Here is an 18,180-nt window from a genome sequence, read left to right as displayed (position 1 = left end):
GGGCTACTCCGGCAGAGTGTCGCCCGATCCGCCCATCTCCGCCGGCATATCTTTGTATTTTGGCAGGCCATCACGGATGCGCAACACGCTTTCCTGATAGTTCACGTGCAACGCCGGGGCATAATCGAGATCGGGCAGAAGGGCTGCGTAAACGTCGGTGACGCCCCAGGTCGGGTGCTCCGTGTAGAGATGACCACCGCAGCGGTCGCAGAATTTCCGAACGCTGGTATCGGACCTCTGGTAGCCCTCGACGTGCTCTCCACCCTTGGTGACGTGGACCGCCTGGGGCTGCCAGAGCGTGAAAGCGTTGACCGGCCCGGCCGACCAATGCCGGCAGGAGGCGCAGTGGCAGTATCCCATTGCCACCGGTTCGCCGGTCGCAACAATCTCGACCGTGCCGCAGAAGCAGCGCCCGGTATAGCTTTTCTGATCGTTCATGGTAGCAGCTCCCTGACCCATGATGAGGCCGAAGCACTGAAGATTTAGGCGGCACTAAAATAAAAGAACTTTAGCGCGAGCAAGTCAAGCTGGCCCTCTCGCATCCCCCGCATCGGTTGCCTTACATCGCGCGCTTTTCGGTCACGCAGACTTGATTTTTGCCCGCCAAAGCTCGATATCGGGCACATCCTAAAAGACACCAATCACCGGAGAACGTCATGACTGACGAAACGACGAAGAACGGACCTGACGCAGCCGCGGCCGAAGCCGCAGCGGACGCCGCCGCAAACGTCGAGAACGAAGCCACGGTACAGCCCGATCCGCTGGAACTTCTGAGGACCGAGAATGCGGAGTTGCGCGACCGTTATCTTCGGCTTGCCGCCGAGATGGATAACCTGCGCCGTCGCACCGAGCGCGAAGTCAAGGACGCGAAGACCTACGCAGCCGCCGGCTTCGCCCGTGACATGCTGGCTGTTTCCGACAATCTGCGCCGCGCCATCGATGCTGTTCCGGAAGAAGCAAAGGCTGCTGCCGATGCTGGCCTGACAACGCTGATCGAAGGTGTCGAAATGACCGAGCGTTCGATGCTGTCGGCGCTCGAGCGTCATGGCGTCCGCAAGCTGGAGCCGGTCGGCCAGAAATTCGACCCGAACTTCCACCAGGCCATGTTCGAAGTGCCGAATGCCGAAGTACCGAACAACACCGTCGTTCAGGTCGTTCAGGCCGGCTACACGATTGGCGAGCGTGTCCTGCGTCCGGCCATGGTCGGTGTCGCCAAGGGCGGCCCGAAGCTCGTCGAACCCGAAACCAATTCGGTTTTTGACCAGAAGGACGCCTGATCCGCTCGGCCCGCTTCCGCGGGCCTGATCTCTCAGGCGCCCTAAAACGCACTAGGCATCAGATGCGGGCGAAGCGCTCGATCAGCAGATCGAAGAAGCCGTCCGCATCGACATCGCGCATGACTTGAACATTGCGCTTGCGATCCGTCACGTGCCACCAGTCGACAACGGTCATGCCGACCGTCAGTTCCGACTTAACTTCGATCTCGACATTGCAGGTCCGCCCCTTGAAAAGCTCGGGCTTCAAGAGATAGGCGATTACGGTCGGATCGTGCAGCGGGCCGCCGTCCGAGCCATACTTTTCGACATCGAAGCGCTCGAAGAATTCCAGCATCTCGACCATGGCGATGGCCGGGCGCGTGCCGAGATCGGCCATGCGCTTGACGCGGTCCTGGCGGGTCAGGAGCTTGTGCGTGACGTCGAGCGGCATCATCACGATCGGTATGCCGGAGCGAAGGACGATGTCGGCGGCCTCGGGGTCCACGTAGATGTTGAACTCGGCGGCCGGCGTAATGTTGCCGCCTTCAAAGAAGCCGCCGCCCATCATGACGAGTTCACGGACACGCGGGACGATGTCGGGCGCTTTCTGGAAGGCCAAGCCGATGTTGGTCAGCGGCCCAAGCGTACAGAGCGTCACGGTGCCTTGCGGCTCGCTGCGCAGCGTGTCGATGATGAAGTCCACGGAATGCTGCGGCTGCAGAGCCATGGTCGGCTCGTCAAGGACAGGACCGTCGAGTCCCGTCTTGCCGTGGACGTGCTCCGCAGTGACGAGCTTGCGCGCGATCGGCTTGTCGGCGCCGGCAAAGACCTTCGTATCGGTACGGCCGCAGAGCTCGCAGACAATGCGCGCGTTGCGGCTCGTATAGGACAGCGGAACGTTGCCGGCGACCGTAGTGATCCCCAGCACCTGAAGTTCTTCCGGGCTGCCGAATGCCAGCATGATGGCCGCGGCGTCGTCCTGACCGGGGTCAGTGTCGATAATGATCTTCCTAGGGTCCGCCATTCCGGTCGTTCCATCCTCATGGTGCGCGTCTTCGTTGCATGCACCGTTTGTTTATGCTTCCGTCGCAAATCGGCACAGCCGCCGCGGGCACGTTTTGATGCGAGGCGGCGCTTGCTTTGTCAAGGTCGGACCGTTGCGGGGCTTTCCAAGTGCGAGCGCGACATCCGCCTTGCGCCTGCGCCTGTCAGTTCCCATATTGGAAACATTCGGATGCTGTATTCAGGTCCGGCAAGGTCGCTTGAATCAAGGACTTGAAGACGATGAGCCGCATGACGCCTTTCGCAAGCCCGCTACTCCTGGGCTTTGACGCCATGGAAAAGACGCTGGAGCGCCTTTCCAAGGCCAGCGACGGATATCCCCCCTACAATATCGAGCGAGTTGCCGCCGACCGTGCTTCCGGCGATCCGGAGAGGTTGCGCATAACCCTGGCCGTCGCCGGCTTCAGCGAAGAAGAATTAGACGTTTCGGTCGAGGAGAATCAGCTTTCAATTCGCGGTCGCCAGGTCGAGCAGGGGGAGCGGGATTACCTGTATCGCGGCATCGCCGCACGCCAGTTCCAGCGGACTTTCGTTCTGGCCGACGGGATGCAGGTTTTGGGCGCTTGCCTGAAGAACGGATTGCTCTCGGTGGATCTCATCCGCCCGGAGCCCAGCCGTATGGTGAAGAAAATTAACATTTCGGTCTCACAGTAGGACAACGGCGCATGTTGAGCCGTTGGTCCCTTCTCTTGGAGGTACAGGAATGTTGATGAAAGAAGCCAATTCGCACCTGACCAAAACCGAACTTGCCGGTATCGGCAACGGCGAGGTCGCCTATATCCGCAAGATGCGCAACGAAGAAGTTGCCAAGTGCTTCCCGGAAGCGCCCGACATCGATCCGAGCGTTGACCTTTGGGCGCTATTCGGCGCCGATGGCACGCCGATCCTGTTGACTGACAATCGTTCCAGCACCTTCTTCAAGGCAGCCGAGGATGAACTGAAAACGGTGAGCCTGCACTAAGGCAGGCTCAGACGCGCTTGAATGTGAGATAGGCGGAAGATCTGCCTTCGCGCCGTGCCTTGGCCTCGTAGCGTGTGCTCGGCCAACCCTCGTAGGGCTTCAGCCAATCTGCTGCATCCTGTGCAAGCCAGTCGAAGCCGCCATGGTCGCGGCACTTCAGAAGCGTCCAGTTGACGTAGGTATCGATGTCCGAGGCGAAGCAGAACAGCCCGCCCGGCTTTAGCACGCGGTGGAAGCGGTCGAGATTGGTTTTCGACACGAAGCGGCGCTTCCAATGCTTCCGCTTTGGCCACGGATCCGGGTAGAGCAGGTCGATCTGGTCGATCGAGGCGTCCGGCAACCAATCCAGCAATTGCGTCGCATCGTCGTTGTAGACGCGGACATTCCTGGCGTCCGCCTTGTCGACGTTCGTCAGCAGCTTCTGCATGGAATTGATGAAGGGCTCGACACCGATGAAGCCGGTGGACGGCATCTCGACGGCGCGATGAATCAGATGCTCGCCGCCGCCAAAGCCGATTTCCAGGCGCAGCCTTTGGGTCGGCGTCGGAAATAGAGTGTTCAGCGGCTCGGGCGGAGCCGCTGAAAGGTCGATAAGGAACGTCGGAAGCAGGGTGTTCAGTCGCTCTGCCTGATGTTCGCGCAGAGCCTTTCCCTTGCGGCGACCGAAGAAGGCTTCGGTCGCGCGTCCGCGACGTTCCATGTCGGTCATGCTGCTTCCTTGACCTTGACGGCGTCCTTGAGCGCCTTGACGAGATCAGTGCGCTCCCAGGAGAACGAGCCGTCGCGGCCAGCCTTGCGGCCGAAGTGGCCGTAGGCCGAGGTCTTGGCATAGATCGGCTTGTTGAGGTCGAGGTGACGGCGGATGCCGGTCGGCGACAGGTCCATGTTCTTGCGGATCGCAGCTTCGACCATGTCTTCCGTCACGCCCTTGCCGGTACCGTGCAGGTCGACGTAAATCGACAGCGGCTGCGCGACGCCAATGGCGTAGGAGAGCTGGATCGTGCAGCGGTCGGAGAGGCCGGCGGCAACGACGTTTTTCGCGAGGTAGCGAGCAGCGTAGGCAGCCGAACGGTCGACCTTGGTCGTGTCCTTACCGGAGAACGCGCCGCCGCCGTGCGGAGCAGCGCCGCCGTAGGTGTCGACAATGATCTTGCGGCCGGTCAGGCCGGCATCGCCGTCCGGGCCGCCGATGACGAACTTGCCGGTCGGATTGATGTACCACTTGCAATCGTCGGCGATCGGCAGGTCGCCGAGAGCTTCACGGATGTAGGGTTCGACAACCGCGCGCACCTTCTTCGAGTCCCAGCTTTCGTCGAGATGCTGGGTGGAAAGGACGATCGACGTGACTTCGGTGGGCTTGCCGTTGACGTAACGCACGGTCACCTGGCTCTTGGCGTCAGGGCCGAGCTTCGCGACGTCGCCGTCGCCCTTCTTGCGGGCGGTAGCAAGGAGCTGCAGGATCTTGTGGGAGTAATAGATCGGCGCCGGCATGAGGTCAGGCGTTTCCTTGCAGGCGTAGCCGAACATGATGCCCTGGTCGCCGGCACCTTCGTCGCCCTGCTGGTCGGCAGCACTGTCGACGCCCTGGGCAATGTCGGCGGACTGCGAGTGCAGAAGCACGTCGATCTTAGCCGTCTTCCAGTGGAAGCCGTCCTGCTCGTACCCGATGTCCTTGATGGCGCGGCGGGCAGCAGCCTTGAACTTCGAAGGGTTGATGACGTCGTTGCCGTCCTTGTCCTTCTTCATCAGGCTCGGCGGCAGGCGCACTTCACCGGCGATCACGACGCGGTTGGTGGTTGCCAGCGTCTCGCAGGCAATGCGCACGCCCCAAGGGTTGACGCCGGTCTTGGCGGCTTCGCGGTAGACCAGATCCACGATCTCGTCGGAGATCCGGTCACACACCTTGTCCGGGTGACCTTCGGCAACTGACTCGCTGGTGAAAAGGTAATTGGCGCGCATTCCGGGATTCCCCTCAAAGAACAAAAGCTGCGTAGTAGGTACTCAGTTCGCGCGGGAAAAACAAGCGTAGAAGGACATAAATATATCTTTATATCTGCGACTAAGTGGCAATTTGTGCCCAAAAAACGCCAAAAAGCGGCCGCTGTGGCCGCTTTCACTCTTGCTCCAAATTTTCAGTGGCTATTATTCGCTGTCTGCTTCGGCCGCGAGCGCCTTGACCAATTCCACGACCTTGCGGCGAACCTTGGGGTCGGTGATCTTCACAAAGGCGCGGTTGAGCTGCAGTCCTTCGGACGACGAAAGAAAGTCGACCACATAGTTGGAGCTGGAGGCTTCCGCCATGCCGGACAGTCCGGAGGACTGTTCGCCGGGGGCATCTTCAAAGAAGAAGGAGACCGGGACGTTCAGAATGCTGGAGATGTTCTGGAGACGGCTGGCACCGACGCGGTTGGTGCCCTTTTCGTATTTCTGGATCTGCTGAAAGGTGATGCCGAGGCTCTCCCCGAGCTTTTCCTGGCTCATTCCGAGCATCGTTCTGCGAAGGCGAATGCGACTACCTACATGGACGTCGATGGGGTTCGGCCGCTTCTTGTTCTCAATCATGGTCCTGCCCTAACAATAATTTTCAACCTTGTTTAAACCGGCATGCCCAAACCCACCCCAAAACGCCACGTTGCAAAGTCTTGCTTAACCACCTTGAAACATACGCTAAGAACGCCGATCCCAACCACTATGCAATTTTAGGGGTTTTCGGTCAATTCTGCTTGAAAACAAAACCAAAGCGAGAAACGATAGCAATTACAAACAGAAGTATTTCCAGCAACCAGAAGTAAGTTTGGCGTGGATAGCCCGCAGGACGATGCGCGTCGAAGCTCGTGATAGTTGCATCGACGAAGCCCGTTTCATTGAGATCAAGACCAGTAATGACTTCGCCGCGAGCGTTCACGAGGGCCGAAATGCCGCTGTTACCATTACGAATCAGCGGCAGCCCGGTCTCCACGGCACGCAGCCTGGCCTGCTGGAAGTGCTGGTAGGGTCCAGGTGTAGCGCCGAACCAGGCATCGTTCGTGACGTTGAGGATGGCATTGGCGGCACCAAGGTCGCCCGTCATCTCGTCAGGGAAAATGATCTCGTAGCAGACGAGCGGATAGAATTTGATCCCGGTCGGCAAGGCCAGCAGCTGGCGGCTGGCGGCGGGCGAGAAGCCACCCGGCATCTCGACCACGTTCTGGATGCCGAAATCGTCGAGGACGCTCTCGAACGGTACGTATTCGCCGAACGGCACAAGATGCACCTTGTCGGCGGCGCCAACGATCTGTCCCCGGCCATCGATGACGTAGATCGAATTGTAGTAGCGCGGCGGATTGCCGGGCCCGGTATCCTCCACCCGAACGGCGCCAGCGATCAGGATCTGGTTGTCGTCGAGCGTATCGGCGATCCGGCTGAGTGCATCCTGATTGTCGGTGAGTATGAAGGGAATGGCCGTCTCCGGCCAAACGATGATGTCGGGCTTCCGGCCGCCATCCTTCGGGGGCTCTGCCGAGAGCTTCAGGTGTTTCTCGAAGATGGCGGCGCGGTCGCCGTCGGTGTCCATCTTCGCGGTCTGCTCGATCATCGGCTGAACGAGGCGGATGATAGGGCTTTTGGCGTCCGCCGCTGGTGTCGGCTGCGGGCCATAAAGGATATAGGCGCCGTAGCCGATATGCGCAGCGAACAGCAGAGCCGCCAGGGAGAGACCGAGCTTGGTGCCCTGGCGGGTGCCGAGCAGTGCGGGCGCGGCGAAGACGAAGACCGACAGTGATGTGATACCCATGATGCCGATGACATGCGCCGATTGCATCATGAGGGGCACGGGCGTCATGCCGTAGCCGACCGCGTTCCAGGGAAAGCCGGTGAAAAGCACGCTCCTCAGCCATTCGAGCAATCCGAAGCTCGCAGCAAGTGCCGCAATCCGCCCCATGCCATCGGACCACAGGGTCCGTGCCAGCGCGGCGGCAATTCCGTAATAGATGGCGAGCACCGCAGGCAGGCCGAAGATCGCCAGCGGCAGCGCCCATGCAAAAGCCTCCGCGTCGATCATCAGGGCGTGGCCAAGCCACCAGAGGCCGGCAATGAAATAGCCGAACCCGAAGAGCCAGCCGACAGCGAAGGAAGGCCATAGACGGCCTATCCACCCGCTTTCAGGAGCAGCCGCCGAACCGTCGATCAGCCAGACAAGGAGCGTGAACGACACGAACATCGCGGCAAAGAAGCCAAATGGCGGGAGGGCCAAAACACCGACGGCGCCTGCAAGGATTGCCACTGCAACCCTTTTGAACCCCCAGGCCAGGATAACCCTGTCTGCAAGCCGCTCCATGCGCACTCCCGTCAAGCCGCGAATCAACCCGACCGCAGTGTTTCAAAAAAGCCGCCGTTTGTCGTGCTTTGCGGCAATCAGTTTGTCGTGGGGACGTCCGTCTGCCGCTCTTCGCCCTGGTCCGAGCCGGCTGTGCCGTCACCATCGAGCTTGGCGCGGCGACGAATGGCCTGGCGCTTGCGGGTAATCCTCACGCGCTTGATGCGACGCGGATCGGCATCGAGGATGTGGAACTCGAAACCGGGCAGGGCCTGCACCACCTCGCCCCGCACCGGAATGCGTCCAAGCTCGGAGAAGATCAGGCCGCCCAGCGTGTCGACTTCGTCGACCTGCTCGGTGATGTCGAAGTCCGGTCCGATCGCCTCGGCGATCTCCTCCAGTTCGACACGCGCATCCGCGACGAAGACGTCTTCCGACACCCGCTTGAACATCACCTCTTCGTCGTCGTGTTCGTCATCGATGTCGCCGACGACCATCTCGACGATGTCCTCGTGCGACGCCAGGCCGTCAGTGCCGCCATATTCGTCGATGACGAGCGCCATCTGCGTGCGGTTCACCTGCATGCGGCGAAGCAGATCCGACGCGAGCATGGATGGCGGGACGAAGAGGATCTTGCGGATGATCCCGGCCTCCGACAGGGTCTTCTGCAGGTCGACGCGGCTGAGATCGAAATTCGCCTTCACGGAGCGGGTCGGCTTCTGCAGATGTTCGGGGGAAACGTCCACGAGAGGCGTCGCCGGCTTGATGGCCCTGGCGCTACCGCGGCGCTTGTTCCGCGCCTGCTTGGCGACGTAGGAGAGGAGATCACGGATATGCACCATGCCGCGCGGGTCGTCGAGCGTATCGGCATAGACGGGCATACGCGAACGACCGGATTCCTCGAACAGGATCATCAACTCGCCGATGGTGATGTTCTGATCGACGGCTTCGATATCGGCACGGGGGACCATAACATCGGCAACGCGCACTTCGCGGAAGCGCAGAATGTTATGCAGCATCGCCCGCTCATCGGGCGAAAAGACGTCTCCGACCGCAGCGTCGGTCATCAAAGCATCCGCAATATCTTCGCGAAGGCGTGAGTTTTGCTGCGGTCTTAAGATACGCGCCGCACGCGACCAGAAGGATTGGGATCGTCCAGACTGCCTACTACTGCCACCCTCGTCGGAGGAGGATGATTGATCGGCGTCCTTGGCCTCGGCGGCCGGTCTCGTCGTAAAGTCGCTCATGGTTCCATTTTAAGGTCTTGACCCTCGTATGGGTCAGATAGGCCGAGTACCGCCAAAATGCGAGTCTCCAGCCCCTCCATTATTTCGGCTTCAGCGTCATTATTATGGTCGTAGCCGAAGAGATGCAAGAATCCATGCACGATCAGATGCGTCAGGTGGTCGTCAAAGCGCTTCTCGAGCTCGATTGCCTCCCGCTCCACGGTCTCTCTTGCGATGATGATGTCGCCTAGCATCGGACCTGGCACCTTGCCCGGCGTGACGGGAAAGGCGGGAAAGGAAAGCACGTTGGTCGGCTTGTCCTTGCCGCGCCACTCGGCATTGATGTCCTGGATCGAGGCGTCGTCCGTGAAGACCAGCGAAACCTCGGGCACCATTTTCGGAAATGGCTGTTTGACCGTCTCGCGCAGATAGTTGGCGGCCGTTTCAAGCACCCGGTCCGCCAATGCATGCAACGCATCTTCGGAGGGCCAATTGCCCTCCTCGACGCTAATCTGGATATCGAGTTCCGCCATCAGTCCTGCCGGCTAACCTCTTCGGTTTCCGTTGCATAGGTGGAATCGTAGGCTCTGACTATGCGCCCGACAAGCGGATGGCGCACCACGTCGGTATCCTTGAAGCGGACAATCGAGATGCCCTCGACGCCGTTCAGCAGTTGAAGAGCCTCCACCAGTCCCGACTTGACACCGCGCGGCAGGTCGATCTGGCTCGGGTCGCCGGTGACGATCATACGTGAGTTCTCACCAAGACGCGTTAGGAACATCTTCATCTGCATCGAGGTCGTGTTCTGCGCCTCGTCGAGGATGACGGCGGCGTTCGCGAGCGTCCGACCGCGCATGAAGGCGAGCGGCGCGATTTCGATAACGCCTGCGGTGATCGCACGATCGACCTTGTCGGCCGGCATCATGTCGTAAAGCGCGTCATAGAGCGGGCGAAGGTAGGGATCGACCTTTTCCTTCATATCGCCGGGCAAGAAGCCGAGGCGCTCGCCGGCTTCCACGGCCGGGCGGGAAAGGATGATCTTCTCGACCATGCCACGTTCAAGAAGCTGGGCGGCATGGGCGACGGCGAGATAGGTCTTGCCGGTACCTGCGGGTCCACAACCGAAAACCAGTTCGGCTCGCTCCAGTGCCCTGAGATAGGCGTCCTGGGTCGGAGTCCGGGCAATGATGGTCTTCTTGCGCGTGGAAACCTGTGCCATGGTCAGCTTGGCCTTGCGCTCCATGGTTGGCAGGCTCAGCTGATCGTCCGCCGCGACCGCCATGCGGATCGCGCCTTCAACGTCGGATCGCTCCACGCTGCCGCCTTTCTGGAGTTTCTCATAGAGATAGTCGAGGGTGCGCCGCGCCTGGTTGGTAGCGACGATGTCCCCTGATATAACGACGGAATTGCCCCGCGCTCGAGCGTCGATGTGCAGACGCTCTTCAAGCAGCTTGAGGTTCTGGTCAAACTGACCGAACAATTCGCTGGCGAACCGATTGTTCTCGAACGTCAGAATAAAGTGATTGGCGTCGCTCGCAATGCGTGGGTGGCGCGGTGAAGAAGAAACCAATTCTTGTCCGTTCAAGCGGTCGAGCTCCTAGGGTTTAAACCTCAGCCTCTGCTATCTCGGCAAACAGGCTGTTGGTTCCGGTTCCGGTGATTCGCACATTAATAATGTCACCGATTTGCAATGCTTTTGCATCAACATTCACGGACTGAAGCCAGGGAGAACGGCCTATAAGCTGTCCTGGCATACGACCGGGCTTTTCAAGCAACAGTTCGATCGTTTTCCCGACACAGGATTCGGCAAATTCCTGCTGTTGCTTCAGGAGAAGCGCCTGCAGGCATTCAAGCCGTTCTGCCTTGATCTCTTCCGGCACCTGGTCCTTCAGCTCCGCACCGGGCGTGCCCGGCCGTGTCGAGTACTTGAAGGAGAAGGCCTGTGCATAGCGGACCTCCTCCACCAGGCGGAGTGTATCTTCAAAATCCTGGTCTGTCTCCCCCGGAAAACCGACGATAAAGTCGCCGGAGAGAGCGATGTCCGGACGGGCGGCGCGGATCCGCTCAATCAGGGTCAGATACTCGGCAGCCGTATGGCGCCGGTTCATCGCCTTCAGGATGCGGTCGGAGCCGGCCTGCACCGGCAGATGCAGGTATGGCATCAGCGCTCGGAGATCCCGATGCGCTTCGATCAGGCGGTCGTCCATGTCGCGCGGATGGCTGGTGGTGTAGCGCAGGCGCGCAAGCCCGGGAATTTCCGCCAACCGGTAAAGCAGGTCGCCAAGGGTCCATTCCTGACCGTTGGCGCCGACACCATGCCAGGCGTTGACGTTCTGGCCGAGCAGGGTGATCTCGCGTACGCCGCCCTCGACGAGCTTTTGCGCTTCCTCGACGATCTGGCTGACCGGCCGCGACACTTCCGAACCGCGGGTGTAAGGCACGACACAGAAAGTGCAGAACTTGTCGCATCCTTCTTGGACGGTAAGGAAGGAGGTGACGCCACGCGAGCGGATTTTCTTGGCTTCGGCGATCGGCAGATGCTCGAACTTGTCTTCCAGCGCATATTCGGTGTCGACGATGCGCTGGCCTTCCTTCGCCTTGCGCAGCGCTTCCGGCAGGCGGTGATAGGTCTGAGGACCGATGACGACATCGACGGCTGGCGCCCGGCGCAGGATTTCCTCGCCCTCGGCCTGTGCGACACAGCCGGCAACGCCGATCATGAACTCCCGGCCTTGCTTGCTGCGTTCCTTCTTCATGTCGCGCAGACGACCAAGCGCCGAATAGACCTTTTCAGCAGCCTTTTCGCGGATATGGCAGGTGTTGAGCAGGACAAGGTCAGCCTCTTCCATGACTTCCGTCGGCTCATATCCGTCACGGGCGAGTGCATCGCTCATGCGCGTCGAGTCGTAGACGTTCATTTGGCAGCCGTAGGTCTTGATGAATACCTTGCGGCTGTTGCTGCCATCGCGGAGATCGGTCTCCGGGGCCTGAAGAAGGGCGCTGTCCTGGGTCATGGCCGGCTATTTAGTGGTTTTTCATGCGCGAGAAAAGGAAATCTTGTGCCTTAGGCCGTCTTGTGACCGCGCAAAGCGGCGCCAAGCATCGTGCGGATGCGTCGGGCAATCGTCGCGCTGACTTCCTTGCGGTTACTGTCGGCACGATACTCCACCGCCTCGCCGAAACAGACGTCAACCTCGAAGGCACCGCATTGCAGCATGTCCTTCAGGTGCGGGAACATCTCGACATCGCCTGGCCAAGAGGCGAGGGGCCGGTGATAACGGCCCATCGGCAGGCCGTAGACACCCGTATAGGCAACCGCGACCGGTTGAACCACGACGGCGCCTGTTGGCGACGCCGGCACCGCCATGGCGGCTGCGCCAAACAGCGAGGATTTGACCTCGAGAAGCCGATTCCCGTCCGAGGTCGTGCCCTCCGGGAACAGAACGACGATCTCGCCATCCGCCATGCGGGTGGCAATTTCGTTGGCCTGGTGGCCGGTCTTGCGCTTTTCCTCGCGCACCACGAACACGCTCTTCTGCAGCTTCGCCAGGTTGCCGAAGATCGGCCAGTCGCGCACTTCGATCTTGGCGATGAAGGCGACGTCGGCGACCGCGGACAACACCATGATGTCCATCCACGACGAATGGTTGGCGCAAAGCATCAACGGCCTGTGGGTCTCCATCTTGCCATGGACGCGGATTCGGATGCCGAGGCAGAAACAAACGATGCGATGCCAGATGCGCGGCAGCCAGCGTCGCAGCTTCCAGTCGAAGCGCAACGCAAGAAGCTGCCAGGGCATAAGCACTATGCTGGCGAAGAAAATGACGATACCGGCGAGGGCGAGACGCAGCCAGGCGATCAAAACGAAGACTCCGCGGCTGCGCTCATGGCCTCAGCGCTCGTCCTTTTTGAGTGGGATGCCATAGAGCTCCAGTCGATGGTCGACGAGCTTGAAGCCATGCTCGCGGGCAATGCGTTCCTGCAGGGCCTCGATCTCCGGCGAGTGAAACTCGATGACGACGCCCGACTTCAGGTCGATGAGATGGTCGTGATGCTCTTCCGGCACCGTCTCATAGCGCGAGCGGCCGTCTCGGAAGTCGTGGCGTTCGATAATGCCGGCGTCCTCGAACAATTTCACGGTGCGATAGACGGTGGAGATGGAGATCTTGGCGTCGACCTTGACGGAGCGGCGGTAGAGTTCCTCCACGTCAGGGTGGTCGGCCGACTCCTCGAGGATGCGGGCAATCACCCGGCGCTGCTCGGTCATGCGCATGCCGCGTTCGGTGCAAAGCTCCTCAAGGGTCTTGGCGACGTCAGTCATGGGCTGCCTTCCGATAGTCAACGTTTGAGCAACGGACTAGCGAAGAACGCGCTTCATGACAAGCGCCGTGGAAACCGCGCCCTGGGTATCCTTGTAGTAACCCTTGCGTTCACCGACTTTCTCGAATCCAAGCTTGCGGTAGAGCCCGAGCGCTGCCGCATTGCCGTCATCGACCTCCAGGAAGATGCTCTCGCCACCGCGCAGCTTCGCTTCACGCATCGCAGCTTGCATCAGCCGCCAGCCAAGGCCGGCGCGAGCGACCTTCGTCTGCACGGCGACTGTCAGGATCTCCGCCTCGCCAGCGACCTGACGCGCGAGCACAAAACCCGGCAGCGGCTTCTTCAGAAATGCGTTGGTCTGCCGAGCGACGAAGCCGAAGACGGTGTCCTGGCTGAGCAAGCTATAGAATTCGCCATCGCCCCATGGTCGTGCGAAGCGTTCGCCGTGTAACGCCGCCACGGCGCGGCAGTCATCGGCGTCCATCGGGACAATCTCGAATTCCGGCTTCAGCGTCAGATAGGATTCCAACATGGTCATACTCGCGCAATCGCAAACCCGGCCTGCGGCTTGGCATCGGGTCCGCGCAGATAGAGGGGCTTCGGCTTTCCGGAAGACGGGTCGGCGGCAGCGCCGAGACGCGCCACGATGGAAATCGGGAAATGGTTGGCGCAATCGCCGATCGTGCCGGGTTTCAAGAGCGGCGTAGCCGAACCGGCAATTTCGCCCTCGAACGTCGCAGCAATTGCCTGTGCTTCCTCGACGGCGACAGCGCGGGCCTCATCGAGCGGTTCGCCATCGGCATCGAATGTCTGCAGATAGATCTCGTTTCGCTTGGCATCCATGGCGGTAAGCACGCTCCGCCCTGGCGTCTTCAACCGCTGCGCCTCGGCCATGACCGCAAGCGTGGTGACGCCGACGGCCGGAACGCCGAGCGACAGCGCAAAGCCACGGGCGGCGGCGACGCCGACGCGAATGCCGGTAAAGGAGCCTGGGCCGATGGTAACGGCAATGCGATCGACAGCCGAAAGCGCGACGCCGGCCTGCTCCAGCACGCGGTCGACGATTCCCATCAGATGTTCAGCATGCCCCTTGCCGATCATGTCCGATGCCTCCCCCAGCATCGTATCCCTGCCGCTGTCATAGAGAGCGGCAGCGCAATCCACACCTGCGGTGTCGAGCGCCAGTATGATCATGGCATCAATTTCCGAATAAAGCGTTCCTCAGCGTCCATACATTCACCCTGCCGCGCTTGCAAATGCTGCGCCAGGACAAATGCCGGGACAGGGCGTCGTCGTCAGGCGGCGACGACTTCCTCGACTTCCGGAACGAAATGGCGAAGCAGGTTCTGCACGCCATGCTTCAGCGTCGCCGTCGAAGACGGGCAGCCGGAGCAGGAGCCTTTCATGTTGAGATAGACCTTGCCGTCCTTGAAGCCACGGAAGGTGATGTCGCCGCCATCCTGTGCAACGGCGGGACGGACTCGGGTATCCAGCAATTCCTTGATGGTGAGCACGATCGATTCATCGGCTTCATCGAAGAATTCGCCGCCGGCATCAAGATCTTCGGAAAGGACAGAAGCGTCGCCCATCACGGGCTTGCCGGACATGAAGTGTTCCATGATTGAGCCGAGGATCGCCGGCTTCAGGTGCTGCCACTCGGCATTGTCCTTGGACACGGAAATGAAATCGTAGCCGAAATAGACGCCGGTCACGCCAGGAATCTCGAACAGGCGAGCCGCGAGCGGCGATGCCTCAGCCTCGTCCGCGTTGCGGAATTCGGCGGTTCCGTTTTCCATGACGACCCGACCCGGCAGGAACTTCTGCGTGGCGGGATTCGGCGTGGCTTCGGTCTGAATAAACATCTCGCTCTCCGTGCGGCGGGCAGCGGCCCACGCCGTCTTTAGAATTCTTCAAAAAAGAAAATAAGCCGATTGGCAACTCTATTCAAGAGACTGGTACTCAAGAAATCGCTTTATGCGAGCGCATCCAGTTCCTCGTCCGTCAATGTATCAGGCAGGACCGTGACGGGGATCGGAAATGTCGCGCCACGTCCGGCGATCGACGACACCAGCGGCCCCGGTCCCTCCTTGGCGGAGCTTGCGGCCAGCACCAGGATCGCGATATCGCGGTCTTCTTCGATGACGGCGTTGATCTGCTCGGTGGCACTTCCCTCGCGGATGACGATCTCCGGGTCGATGCCGATCGTTTCGCGAACCACGTGCGCCGCTTTCGCGACCACCGCTTCGGCTTCCTCGCGCGCCTCGGCCCGCATAATCTCCTCAACCCCCAACCATTGCTGGAAGTCCCCCTCCGGAATCACGTACATCAGCACTAGGCCGCCGTTCGAGTTCTTGGCGCGCCGACCGGCGTAGTGGACGGCGCGGGAGCATTCGGGCGTATCGTCGATGACCGCAATGAATTTGCGGCGATGACCTTCGAGCCGGGAGAGTCGTTTCGATACCATGGGCCGGACTCTGACACCTGAACCTGAAAATTTGCAAGCCCTCGTTTTTGACCCTCGAACGGTCTGCCGGGCCAGTCTGCGTCAGACGGGAACCAGTCCGTAAAGGCGCATGATCGCCTTCACATGCTCGATGTCGGGTTTCCCATGAACGTTGATGGCCAAAGCCATTTCCTCGAAATAGCGCCTGCCGATCAACCCGGGCGTCATGGTGATCAAGGCCTTGGCGGCTTCACCGTGCAGGTTCTCGTGGGTGTGGACATAGCCGCGCGGAATGAACAGGGTGGCCCCGGGCCCGATCTCGTGCTTGCGCCCGTCCAGCGTCGTCGTCATCGTGCCGGACAAGCCGTAGATCACTTCGTCGACGTCGCGGTGATAGTGAGGGGCGGGGACACGTGCCTGGGGCGGGACCGTGAATTCGAACATCACGAGGCTCTCGGCGCTCTGATCCTCGTCGATCAGAAGCCGGATCTCCATGGTTCCGATCTGGATGAGGTTGCGATCTCGCATCGAAGCCTCCTGACGGTCCGTTTCGATAAGACTACGCCGCAGGTCTGGCTTCGACAAGCCCGGGGCGGTGAGGTCCGCCCCGGGCCAAGGTCATATTTCAGTACAGGAAGCCGACGATGTCGCGCACTTCTTTCATCGTCACTTCGGCCCGCGCCCGCGCCCGTTCGGAACCATTGCGCAGGATCGCGTCGATGTGGCTGGTGTCCGACATCAGGCGACGCATTTCAGCGGTGATCGGCGAGAGCACGTTGATGGCCAAATCAACAAGCGCCGGCTTGAACACCGAGAACTGCTGGCCACCAAATTCGGCAAGCACATCAGCCTTCGACCTGTCGGCGAGCGCCGCATAGATGCCGACAAGGTTGTCGGCTTCCGGGCGGCCCTTGAGGCCGTCGACTTCACCAGGCAAACCTTCCGGATCGGTCTTGGCCTTGCGGATCTTCTTCGAGATCGCGTCCTCGTCGTCCATCAGGTTGATGCGCGACAGATCTGATGGGTCCGACTTCGACATTTTCTTGGTGCCGTCGCGAAGCGACATGACGCGTGGCGCCGGGCCATCGATCAGCGGCTCGACCATCGGGAAATAGGCATGCACCGGTTCGTTGCCGACCGTGATGTCGATGCCGTAGTCCGTCTTGCGGATATGTTCCGCATAGTCGAGGTTGAACTTCATGGCGATGTCGCGGGCGAGTTCAAGGTGCTGCTTCTGGTCGTCGCCGACCGGGACATGCGTGCCGCGGTAGACGAGGATGTCGGCAGCCATCAGGCTCGGATAGGCGTAGAGACCGAGCGAAGCCTGCTCGCGGTCCTTGCCGGCCTTGTCCTTGAACTGCGTCATGCGGTTCATCCAACCGATGCGCGCAACGCAATTGAAGATCCAGGCAAGCTCGGCATGCTGAGGCACGGCCGACTGGTTGAAAACGATATGCTTTTCCGGATCGATGCCGGACGCAATGAAGGCGGCGGCGATCGAACGGATCTGGTTCGGCATGTCCTCATGGACGAGCTGTGCCGTAAGCGCATGCATGTCGACGACGCAGTAGATGCAGTCGTTGCCTTCCTGCAGGGCGACGAACTTGCGGATCGCGCCGAGATAGTTGCCGAGATGGAGATTTCCTGTCGGCTGGACGCCGGAGAAAACCACTTTCTTGAATTCGTTCATCATGTCCTCGATTAGGCTGGTGGAGGGCCCCAGGGCCAATGGCCCATGTTGCTAACGGGCGCGCTTATGCACGCGGACGCCAGCGCAATCAAGGGGTTCAGCCTGCGGCGTGTTCGATCAGATCGAAGGTGTTGCCATAAGGATCCGCAAAGACGGCGACTGTGCCGTAAACCTCGTGCCGCGGCGCCTCGAGAAACTGCACGCCCTTCGCCAGCATCGACGCGTGGTCGCGGGCAAAATCGTCGGTCTTGATGAAGAAGCCGACGCGCCCGCCCGCCTGGTTGCCCATCGCCGCCGTTTGCCGGTCGTTGGCAGCTCGCGCGAGCAGAAAGGCGGCACCGTCCCCGCCCTTCGGCTTGACGACCACCCATCGCTTGCCGTCGGGCTGAATGTCGTCCTGGAGGCAATCGAAGCCAACCGCGCCGCAGTAGAAATCTTTGGCACGATCGTAATCGTCGACGACGAGGGTCACGAGGAAAAGTGATTGGAACATTGCAGGCTCCGATTCGTGGTGTGGTGTTGTCGCCAAGGATGCGTGGCTGGTCAAGGGCGGCCGGGTGCCGGCGTTCGGTGCACGGCGCTTCCCTCACGCGGTCCTTGCGGCCCGTGGCTTGATCCTGCACTTCACTCGGACGGGGCGCTGGAAATTGCCTCGCTGGAGTAAAAACAATATGGCGCTTCCCAGCGCCCCGTTCGGCGGTTTATGCCCGCAACTCCGGTCCCTCTGCCGCCTTGCCCGAGGAAGCTTTGCTTCCCCTGGGGGCCATGTGTGCCACACAGGCACGTCCGGGGCTCAACTCGACGCCGGATTCGCGCGATCGCCGCCGTCCCCGGAGGGAGACCATTTTCTGCGGACCCGGTGCATGAGGTTTTGCGTCCTACCCTCACCCCCCGCGCCGGTCCCGCCTCGCCGCAACGCCTTGCGGTG

General features: G+C 60.7%; 22 protein-coding genes. 3 read left to right on the top strand and 19 right to left on the bottom strand.

Translation table 11 applies throughout. The features are described from left to right. Nucleotides 1-3 precede the first annotated feature (3 nt). Nucleotides 4-438 (bottom strand): GFA family protein, encoded by a 435-nt coding sequence (locus FHT97_RS06005; RefSeq protein WP_016552490.1) that lies wholly within the window; start codon nucleotides 436-438, stop codon nucleotides 4-6. A 218-nt stretch (nucleotides 439-656) separates the two neighbouring features. On the opposite strand from FHT97_RS06005, the gene grpE reads away from it, so the two are divergent. Then, complete coding sequence (grpE, locus tag FHT97_RS06000) at nucleotides 657-1,277, top strand: nucleotide exchange factor GrpE (RefSeq protein WP_183860550.1); 621 nt, start codon at nucleotides 657-659, stop codon at nucleotides 1,275-1,277. A gap of 58 nt (nucleotides 1,278-1,335) precedes the next feature. On the opposite strand, the gene FHT97_RS05995 is transcribed toward grpE, so the two are convergent. Further along, nucleotides 1,336-2,280, bottom strand: a complete 945-nt coding sequence (locus FHT97_RS05995; protein WP_183860548.1) for a nucleoside hydrolase — start codon at nucleotides 2,278-2,280, stop codon at nucleotides 1,336-1,338. Between the two features lie 260 nt (nucleotides 2,281-2,540). Between FHT97_RS05995 and FHT97_RS05990 the strand changes: the two genes are divergently transcribed. Both FHT97_RS05990 and FHT97_RS05985 read left to right on the top strand, forming a co-directional pair. Further along, nucleotides 2,541-2,972, top strand: coding sequence for an Hsp20 family protein (locus tag FHT97_RS05990; RefSeq protein ID WP_016552493.1), 432 nt, complete (start codon nucleotides 2,541-2,543; stop codon nucleotides 2,970-2,972). Nucleotides 2,973-3,021: 49 nt separating this feature from the next. Continuing rightward, nucleotides 3,022-3,279: a DUF1150 family protein gene (locus tag FHT97_RS05985; RefSeq protein ID WP_007799651.1), complete on the top strand. Its 258-nt coding sequence runs from the start codon at nucleotides 3,022-3,024 to the stop codon at nucleotides 3,277-3,279. A gap of 7 nt (nucleotides 3,280-3,286) precedes the next feature. On the opposite strand, the gene FHT97_RS05980 is transcribed toward FHT97_RS05985, so the two are convergent. From FHT97_RS05980 to FHT97_RS05900, 17 genes are all read right to left on the bottom strand, one after another. Further along, entirely contained in the window at nucleotides 3,287-3,988 is a 702-nt protein-coding gene (locus tag FHT97_RS05980) for a tRNA (guanosine(46)-N(7))-methyltransferase TrmB (protein ID WP_183860546.1), read from the bottom strand. Continuing rightward, a complete protein-coding gene (gene metK, locus FHT97_RS05975; protein ID WP_114711016.1) occupies nucleotides 3,985-5,238 on the bottom strand; it encodes a methionine adenosyltransferase in 1,254 nt (417 codons plus the stop codon). The genes FHT97_RS05980 and metK overlap by 4 nt, the downstream gene beginning before the upstream one ends. 183 nt (nucleotides 5,239-5,421) lie before the next feature. Continuing rightward, nucleotides 5,422-5,841, bottom strand: coding sequence for a helix-turn-helix domain-containing protein (locus FHT97_RS05970; RefSeq protein ID WP_018855116.1), 420 nt, complete (start codon nucleotides 5,839-5,841; stop codon nucleotides 5,422-5,424). 151 nt (nucleotides 5,842-5,992) lie between these two features. After that, complete coding sequence (lnt, locus tag FHT97_RS05965) at nucleotides 5,993-7,594, bottom strand: apolipoprotein N-acyltransferase (RefSeq protein ID WP_183860544.1); 1,602 nt, start codon at nucleotides 7,592-7,594, stop codon at nucleotides 5,993-5,995. 77 nt (nucleotides 7,595-7,671) lie between these two features. Beyond that, entirely contained in the window at nucleotides 7,672-8,820 is a 1,149-nt protein-coding gene (locus tag FHT97_RS05960) for a hemolysin family protein (RefSeq protein ID WP_183753251.1), read from the bottom strand. Beyond that, nucleotides 8,817-9,332, bottom strand: coding sequence for an rRNA maturation RNase YbeY (ybeY, locus tag FHT97_RS05955; protein ID WP_183860542.1), 516 nt, complete (start codon nucleotides 9,330-9,332; stop codon nucleotides 8,817-8,819). The genes FHT97_RS05960 and ybeY overlap by 4 nt, the downstream gene beginning before the upstream one ends. Continuing rightward, nucleotides 9,332-10,384 carry a PhoH family protein gene (locus FHT97_RS05950; protein ID WP_016552500.1) on the bottom strand — a complete coding sequence of 351 codons (1,053 nt, stop codon included), beginning with the start codon at nucleotides 10,382-10,384 and terminating at the stop codon, nucleotides 9,332-9,334. Before FHT97_RS05950 ends, ybeY begins: the two co-directional genes overlap by 1 nt. Before the next feature lie 19 nt (nucleotides 10,385-10,403). Continuing rightward, nucleotides 10,404-11,813, bottom strand: coding sequence for a tRNA (N6-isopentenyl adenosine(37)-C2)-methylthiotransferase MiaB (gene miaB, locus FHT97_RS05945; RefSeq protein ID WP_183860540.1), 1,410 nt, complete (start codon nucleotides 11,811-11,813; stop codon nucleotides 10,404-10,406). A gap of 50 nt (nucleotides 11,814-11,863) precedes the next feature. Then, nucleotides 11,864-12,661 carry a lysophospholipid acyltransferase family protein gene (locus tag FHT97_RS05940; protein ID WP_183860538.1) on the bottom strand — a complete coding sequence of 266 codons (798 nt, stop codon included), beginning with the start codon at nucleotides 12,659-12,661 and terminating at the stop codon, nucleotides 11,864-11,866. 30 nt (nucleotides 12,662-12,691) lie between these two features. Then, nucleotides 12,692-13,120, bottom strand: coding sequence for a Fur family transcriptional regulator (locus FHT97_RS05935; RefSeq protein WP_016552503.1), 429 nt, complete (start codon nucleotides 13,118-13,120; stop codon nucleotides 12,692-12,694). Between the two features lie 36 nt (nucleotides 13,121-13,156). Then, nucleotides 13,157-13,651, bottom strand: a complete 495-nt coding sequence (locus FHT97_RS05930; protein ID WP_183753237.1) for an N-acetyltransferase — start codon at nucleotides 13,649-13,651, stop codon at nucleotides 13,157-13,159. 2 nt (nucleotides 13,652-13,653) lie between these two features. Next, the gene (tsaB, locus tag FHT97_RS05925) at nucleotides 13,654-14,313 is read right to left on the bottom strand and encodes a tRNA (adenosine(37)-N6)-threonylcarbamoyltransferase complex dimerization subunit type 1 TsaB (protein WP_183860536.1); all 660 of its coding nucleotides are present in this window, start codon (nucleotides 14,311-14,313) and stop codon (nucleotides 13,654-13,656) included. 101 nt (nucleotides 14,314-14,414) lie between these two features. Then, nucleotides 14,415-14,981: a NifU family protein gene (locus FHT97_RS05920; protein WP_183860534.1), complete on the bottom strand. Its 567-nt coding sequence runs from the start codon at nucleotides 14,979-14,981 to the stop codon at nucleotides 14,415-14,417. A 110-nt stretch (nucleotides 14,982-15,091) separates the two neighbouring features. Then, nucleotides 15,092-15,583: a universal stress protein gene (locus FHT97_RS05915; RefSeq protein WP_007529542.1), complete on the bottom strand. Its 492-nt coding sequence runs from the start codon at nucleotides 15,581-15,583 to the stop codon at nucleotides 15,092-15,094. Between the two features lie 81 nt (nucleotides 15,584-15,664). Continuing rightward, nucleotides 15,665-16,090, bottom strand: a complete 426-nt coding sequence (locus FHT97_RS05910; RefSeq protein WP_183860532.1) for a cupin domain-containing protein — start codon at nucleotides 16,088-16,090, stop codon at nucleotides 15,665-15,667. A 97-nt stretch (nucleotides 16,091-16,187) separates the two neighbouring features. After that, complete coding sequence (gene trpS, locus FHT97_RS05905; RefSeq protein ID WP_183753231.1) at nucleotides 16,188-17,252, bottom strand: tryptophan--tRNA ligase; 1,065 nt, start codon at nucleotides 17,250-17,252, stop codon at nucleotides 16,188-16,190. 97 nt (nucleotides 17,253-17,349) lie between these two features. Further along, the gene (locus tag FHT97_RS05900; RefSeq protein ID WP_183860530.1) at nucleotides 17,350-17,745 is read right to left on the bottom strand and encodes a VOC family protein; all 396 of its coding nucleotides are present in this window, start codon (nucleotides 17,743-17,745) and stop codon (nucleotides 17,350-17,352) included. Between the last annotated feature and the right edge of the window lie 435 nt (nucleotides 17,746-18,180).

The sequence above is a fragment of the Rhizobium sp. BK399 genome, from assembly GCF_014194695.1.
Classification (GTDB): Bacteria; Pseudomonadota; Alphaproteobacteria; order Rhizobiales; family Rhizobiaceae; genus Rhizobium.
This window is presented reverse-complemented; position numbering and strand designations above follow the sequence as displayed.

Excerpts from the sequence above, each read along its gene's own strand:
- FHT97_RS06005 (WP_016552490.1), bottom strand. The coding sequence starts at position 438 with ATGAACGATCAGAAAAGCTATACCGGGCGCTGCTTCTGCGGCACGGTC.
- grpE (WP_183860550.1), top strand. The coding sequence starts at position 657 with ATGACTGACGAAACGACGAAGAACGGACCTGACGCAGCCGCGGCCGAA.
- FHT97_RS05995 (WP_183860548.1), bottom strand. The coding sequence starts at position 2,280 with ATGGCGGACCCTAGGAAGATCATTATCGACACTGACCCCGGTCAGGAC.
- FHT97_RS05990 (WP_016552493.1), top strand. The coding sequence starts at position 2,541 with ATGAGCCGCATGACGCCTTTCGCAAGCCCGCTACTCCTGGGCTTTGAC.
- FHT97_RS05985 (WP_007799651.1), top strand. The coding sequence starts at position 3,022 with ATGTTGATGAAAGAAGCCAATTCGCACCTGACCAAAACCGAACTTGCC.
- FHT97_RS05980 (WP_183860546.1), bottom strand. The coding sequence starts at position 3,988 with ATGACCGACATGGAACGTCGCGGACGCGCGACCGAAGCCTTCTTCGGT.
- metK (WP_114711016.1), bottom strand. The coding sequence starts at position 5,238 with ATGCGCGCCAATTACCTTTTCACCAGCGAGTCAGTTGCCGAAGGTCAC.
- FHT97_RS05970 (WP_018855116.1), bottom strand. The coding sequence starts at position 5,841 with ATGATTGAGAACAAGAAGCGGCCGAACCCCATCGACGTCCATGTAGGT.
- lnt (WP_183860544.1), bottom strand. The coding sequence starts at position 7,594 with ATGGAGCGGCTTGCAGACAGGGTTATCCTGGCCTGGGGGTTCAAAAGG.
- FHT97_RS05960 (WP_183753251.1), bottom strand. The coding sequence starts at position 8,820 with ATGAGCGACTTTACGACGAGACCGGCCGCCGAGGCCAAGGACGCCGAT.
- ybeY (WP_183860542.1), bottom strand. The coding sequence starts at position 9,332 with ATGGCGGAACTCGATATCCAGATTAGCGTCGAGGAGGGCAATTGGCCC.
- miaB (WP_183860540.1), bottom strand. The coding sequence starts at position 11,813 with ATGACCCAGGACAGCGCCCTTCTTCAGGCCCCGGAGACCGATCTCCGC.
- FHT97_RS05935 (WP_016552503.1), bottom strand. The coding sequence starts at position 13,120 with ATGACTGACGTCGCCAAGACCCTTGAGGAGCTTTGCACCGAACGCGGC.
- FHT97_RS05930 (WP_183753237.1), bottom strand. The coding sequence starts at position 13,651 with ATGTTGGAATCCTATCTGACGCTGAAGCCGGAATTCGAGATTGTCCCG.
- tsaB (WP_183860536.1), bottom strand. The coding sequence starts at position 14,313 with ATGATCATACTGGCGCTCGACACCGCAGGTGTGGATTGCGCTGCCGCT.
- FHT97_RS05920 (WP_183860534.1), bottom strand. The coding sequence starts at position 14,981 with ATGTTTATTCAGACCGAAGCCACGCCGAATCCCGCCACGCAGAAGTTC.
- FHT97_RS05915 (WP_007529542.1), bottom strand. The coding sequence starts at position 15,583 with ATGGTATCGAAACGACTCTCCCGGCTCGAAGGTCATCGCCGCAAATTC.
- FHT97_RS05910 (WP_183860532.1), bottom strand. The coding sequence starts at position 16,090 with ATGCGAGATCGCAACCTCATCCAGATCGGAACCATGGAGATCCGGCTT.
- trpS (WP_183753231.1), bottom strand. The coding sequence starts at position 17,252 with ATGAACGAATTCAAGAAAGTGGTTTTCTCCGGCGTCCAGCCGACAGGA.
- FHT97_RS05900 (WP_183860530.1), bottom strand. The coding sequence starts at position 17,745 with ATGTTCCAATCACTTTTCCTCGTGACCCTCGTCGTCGACGATTACGAT.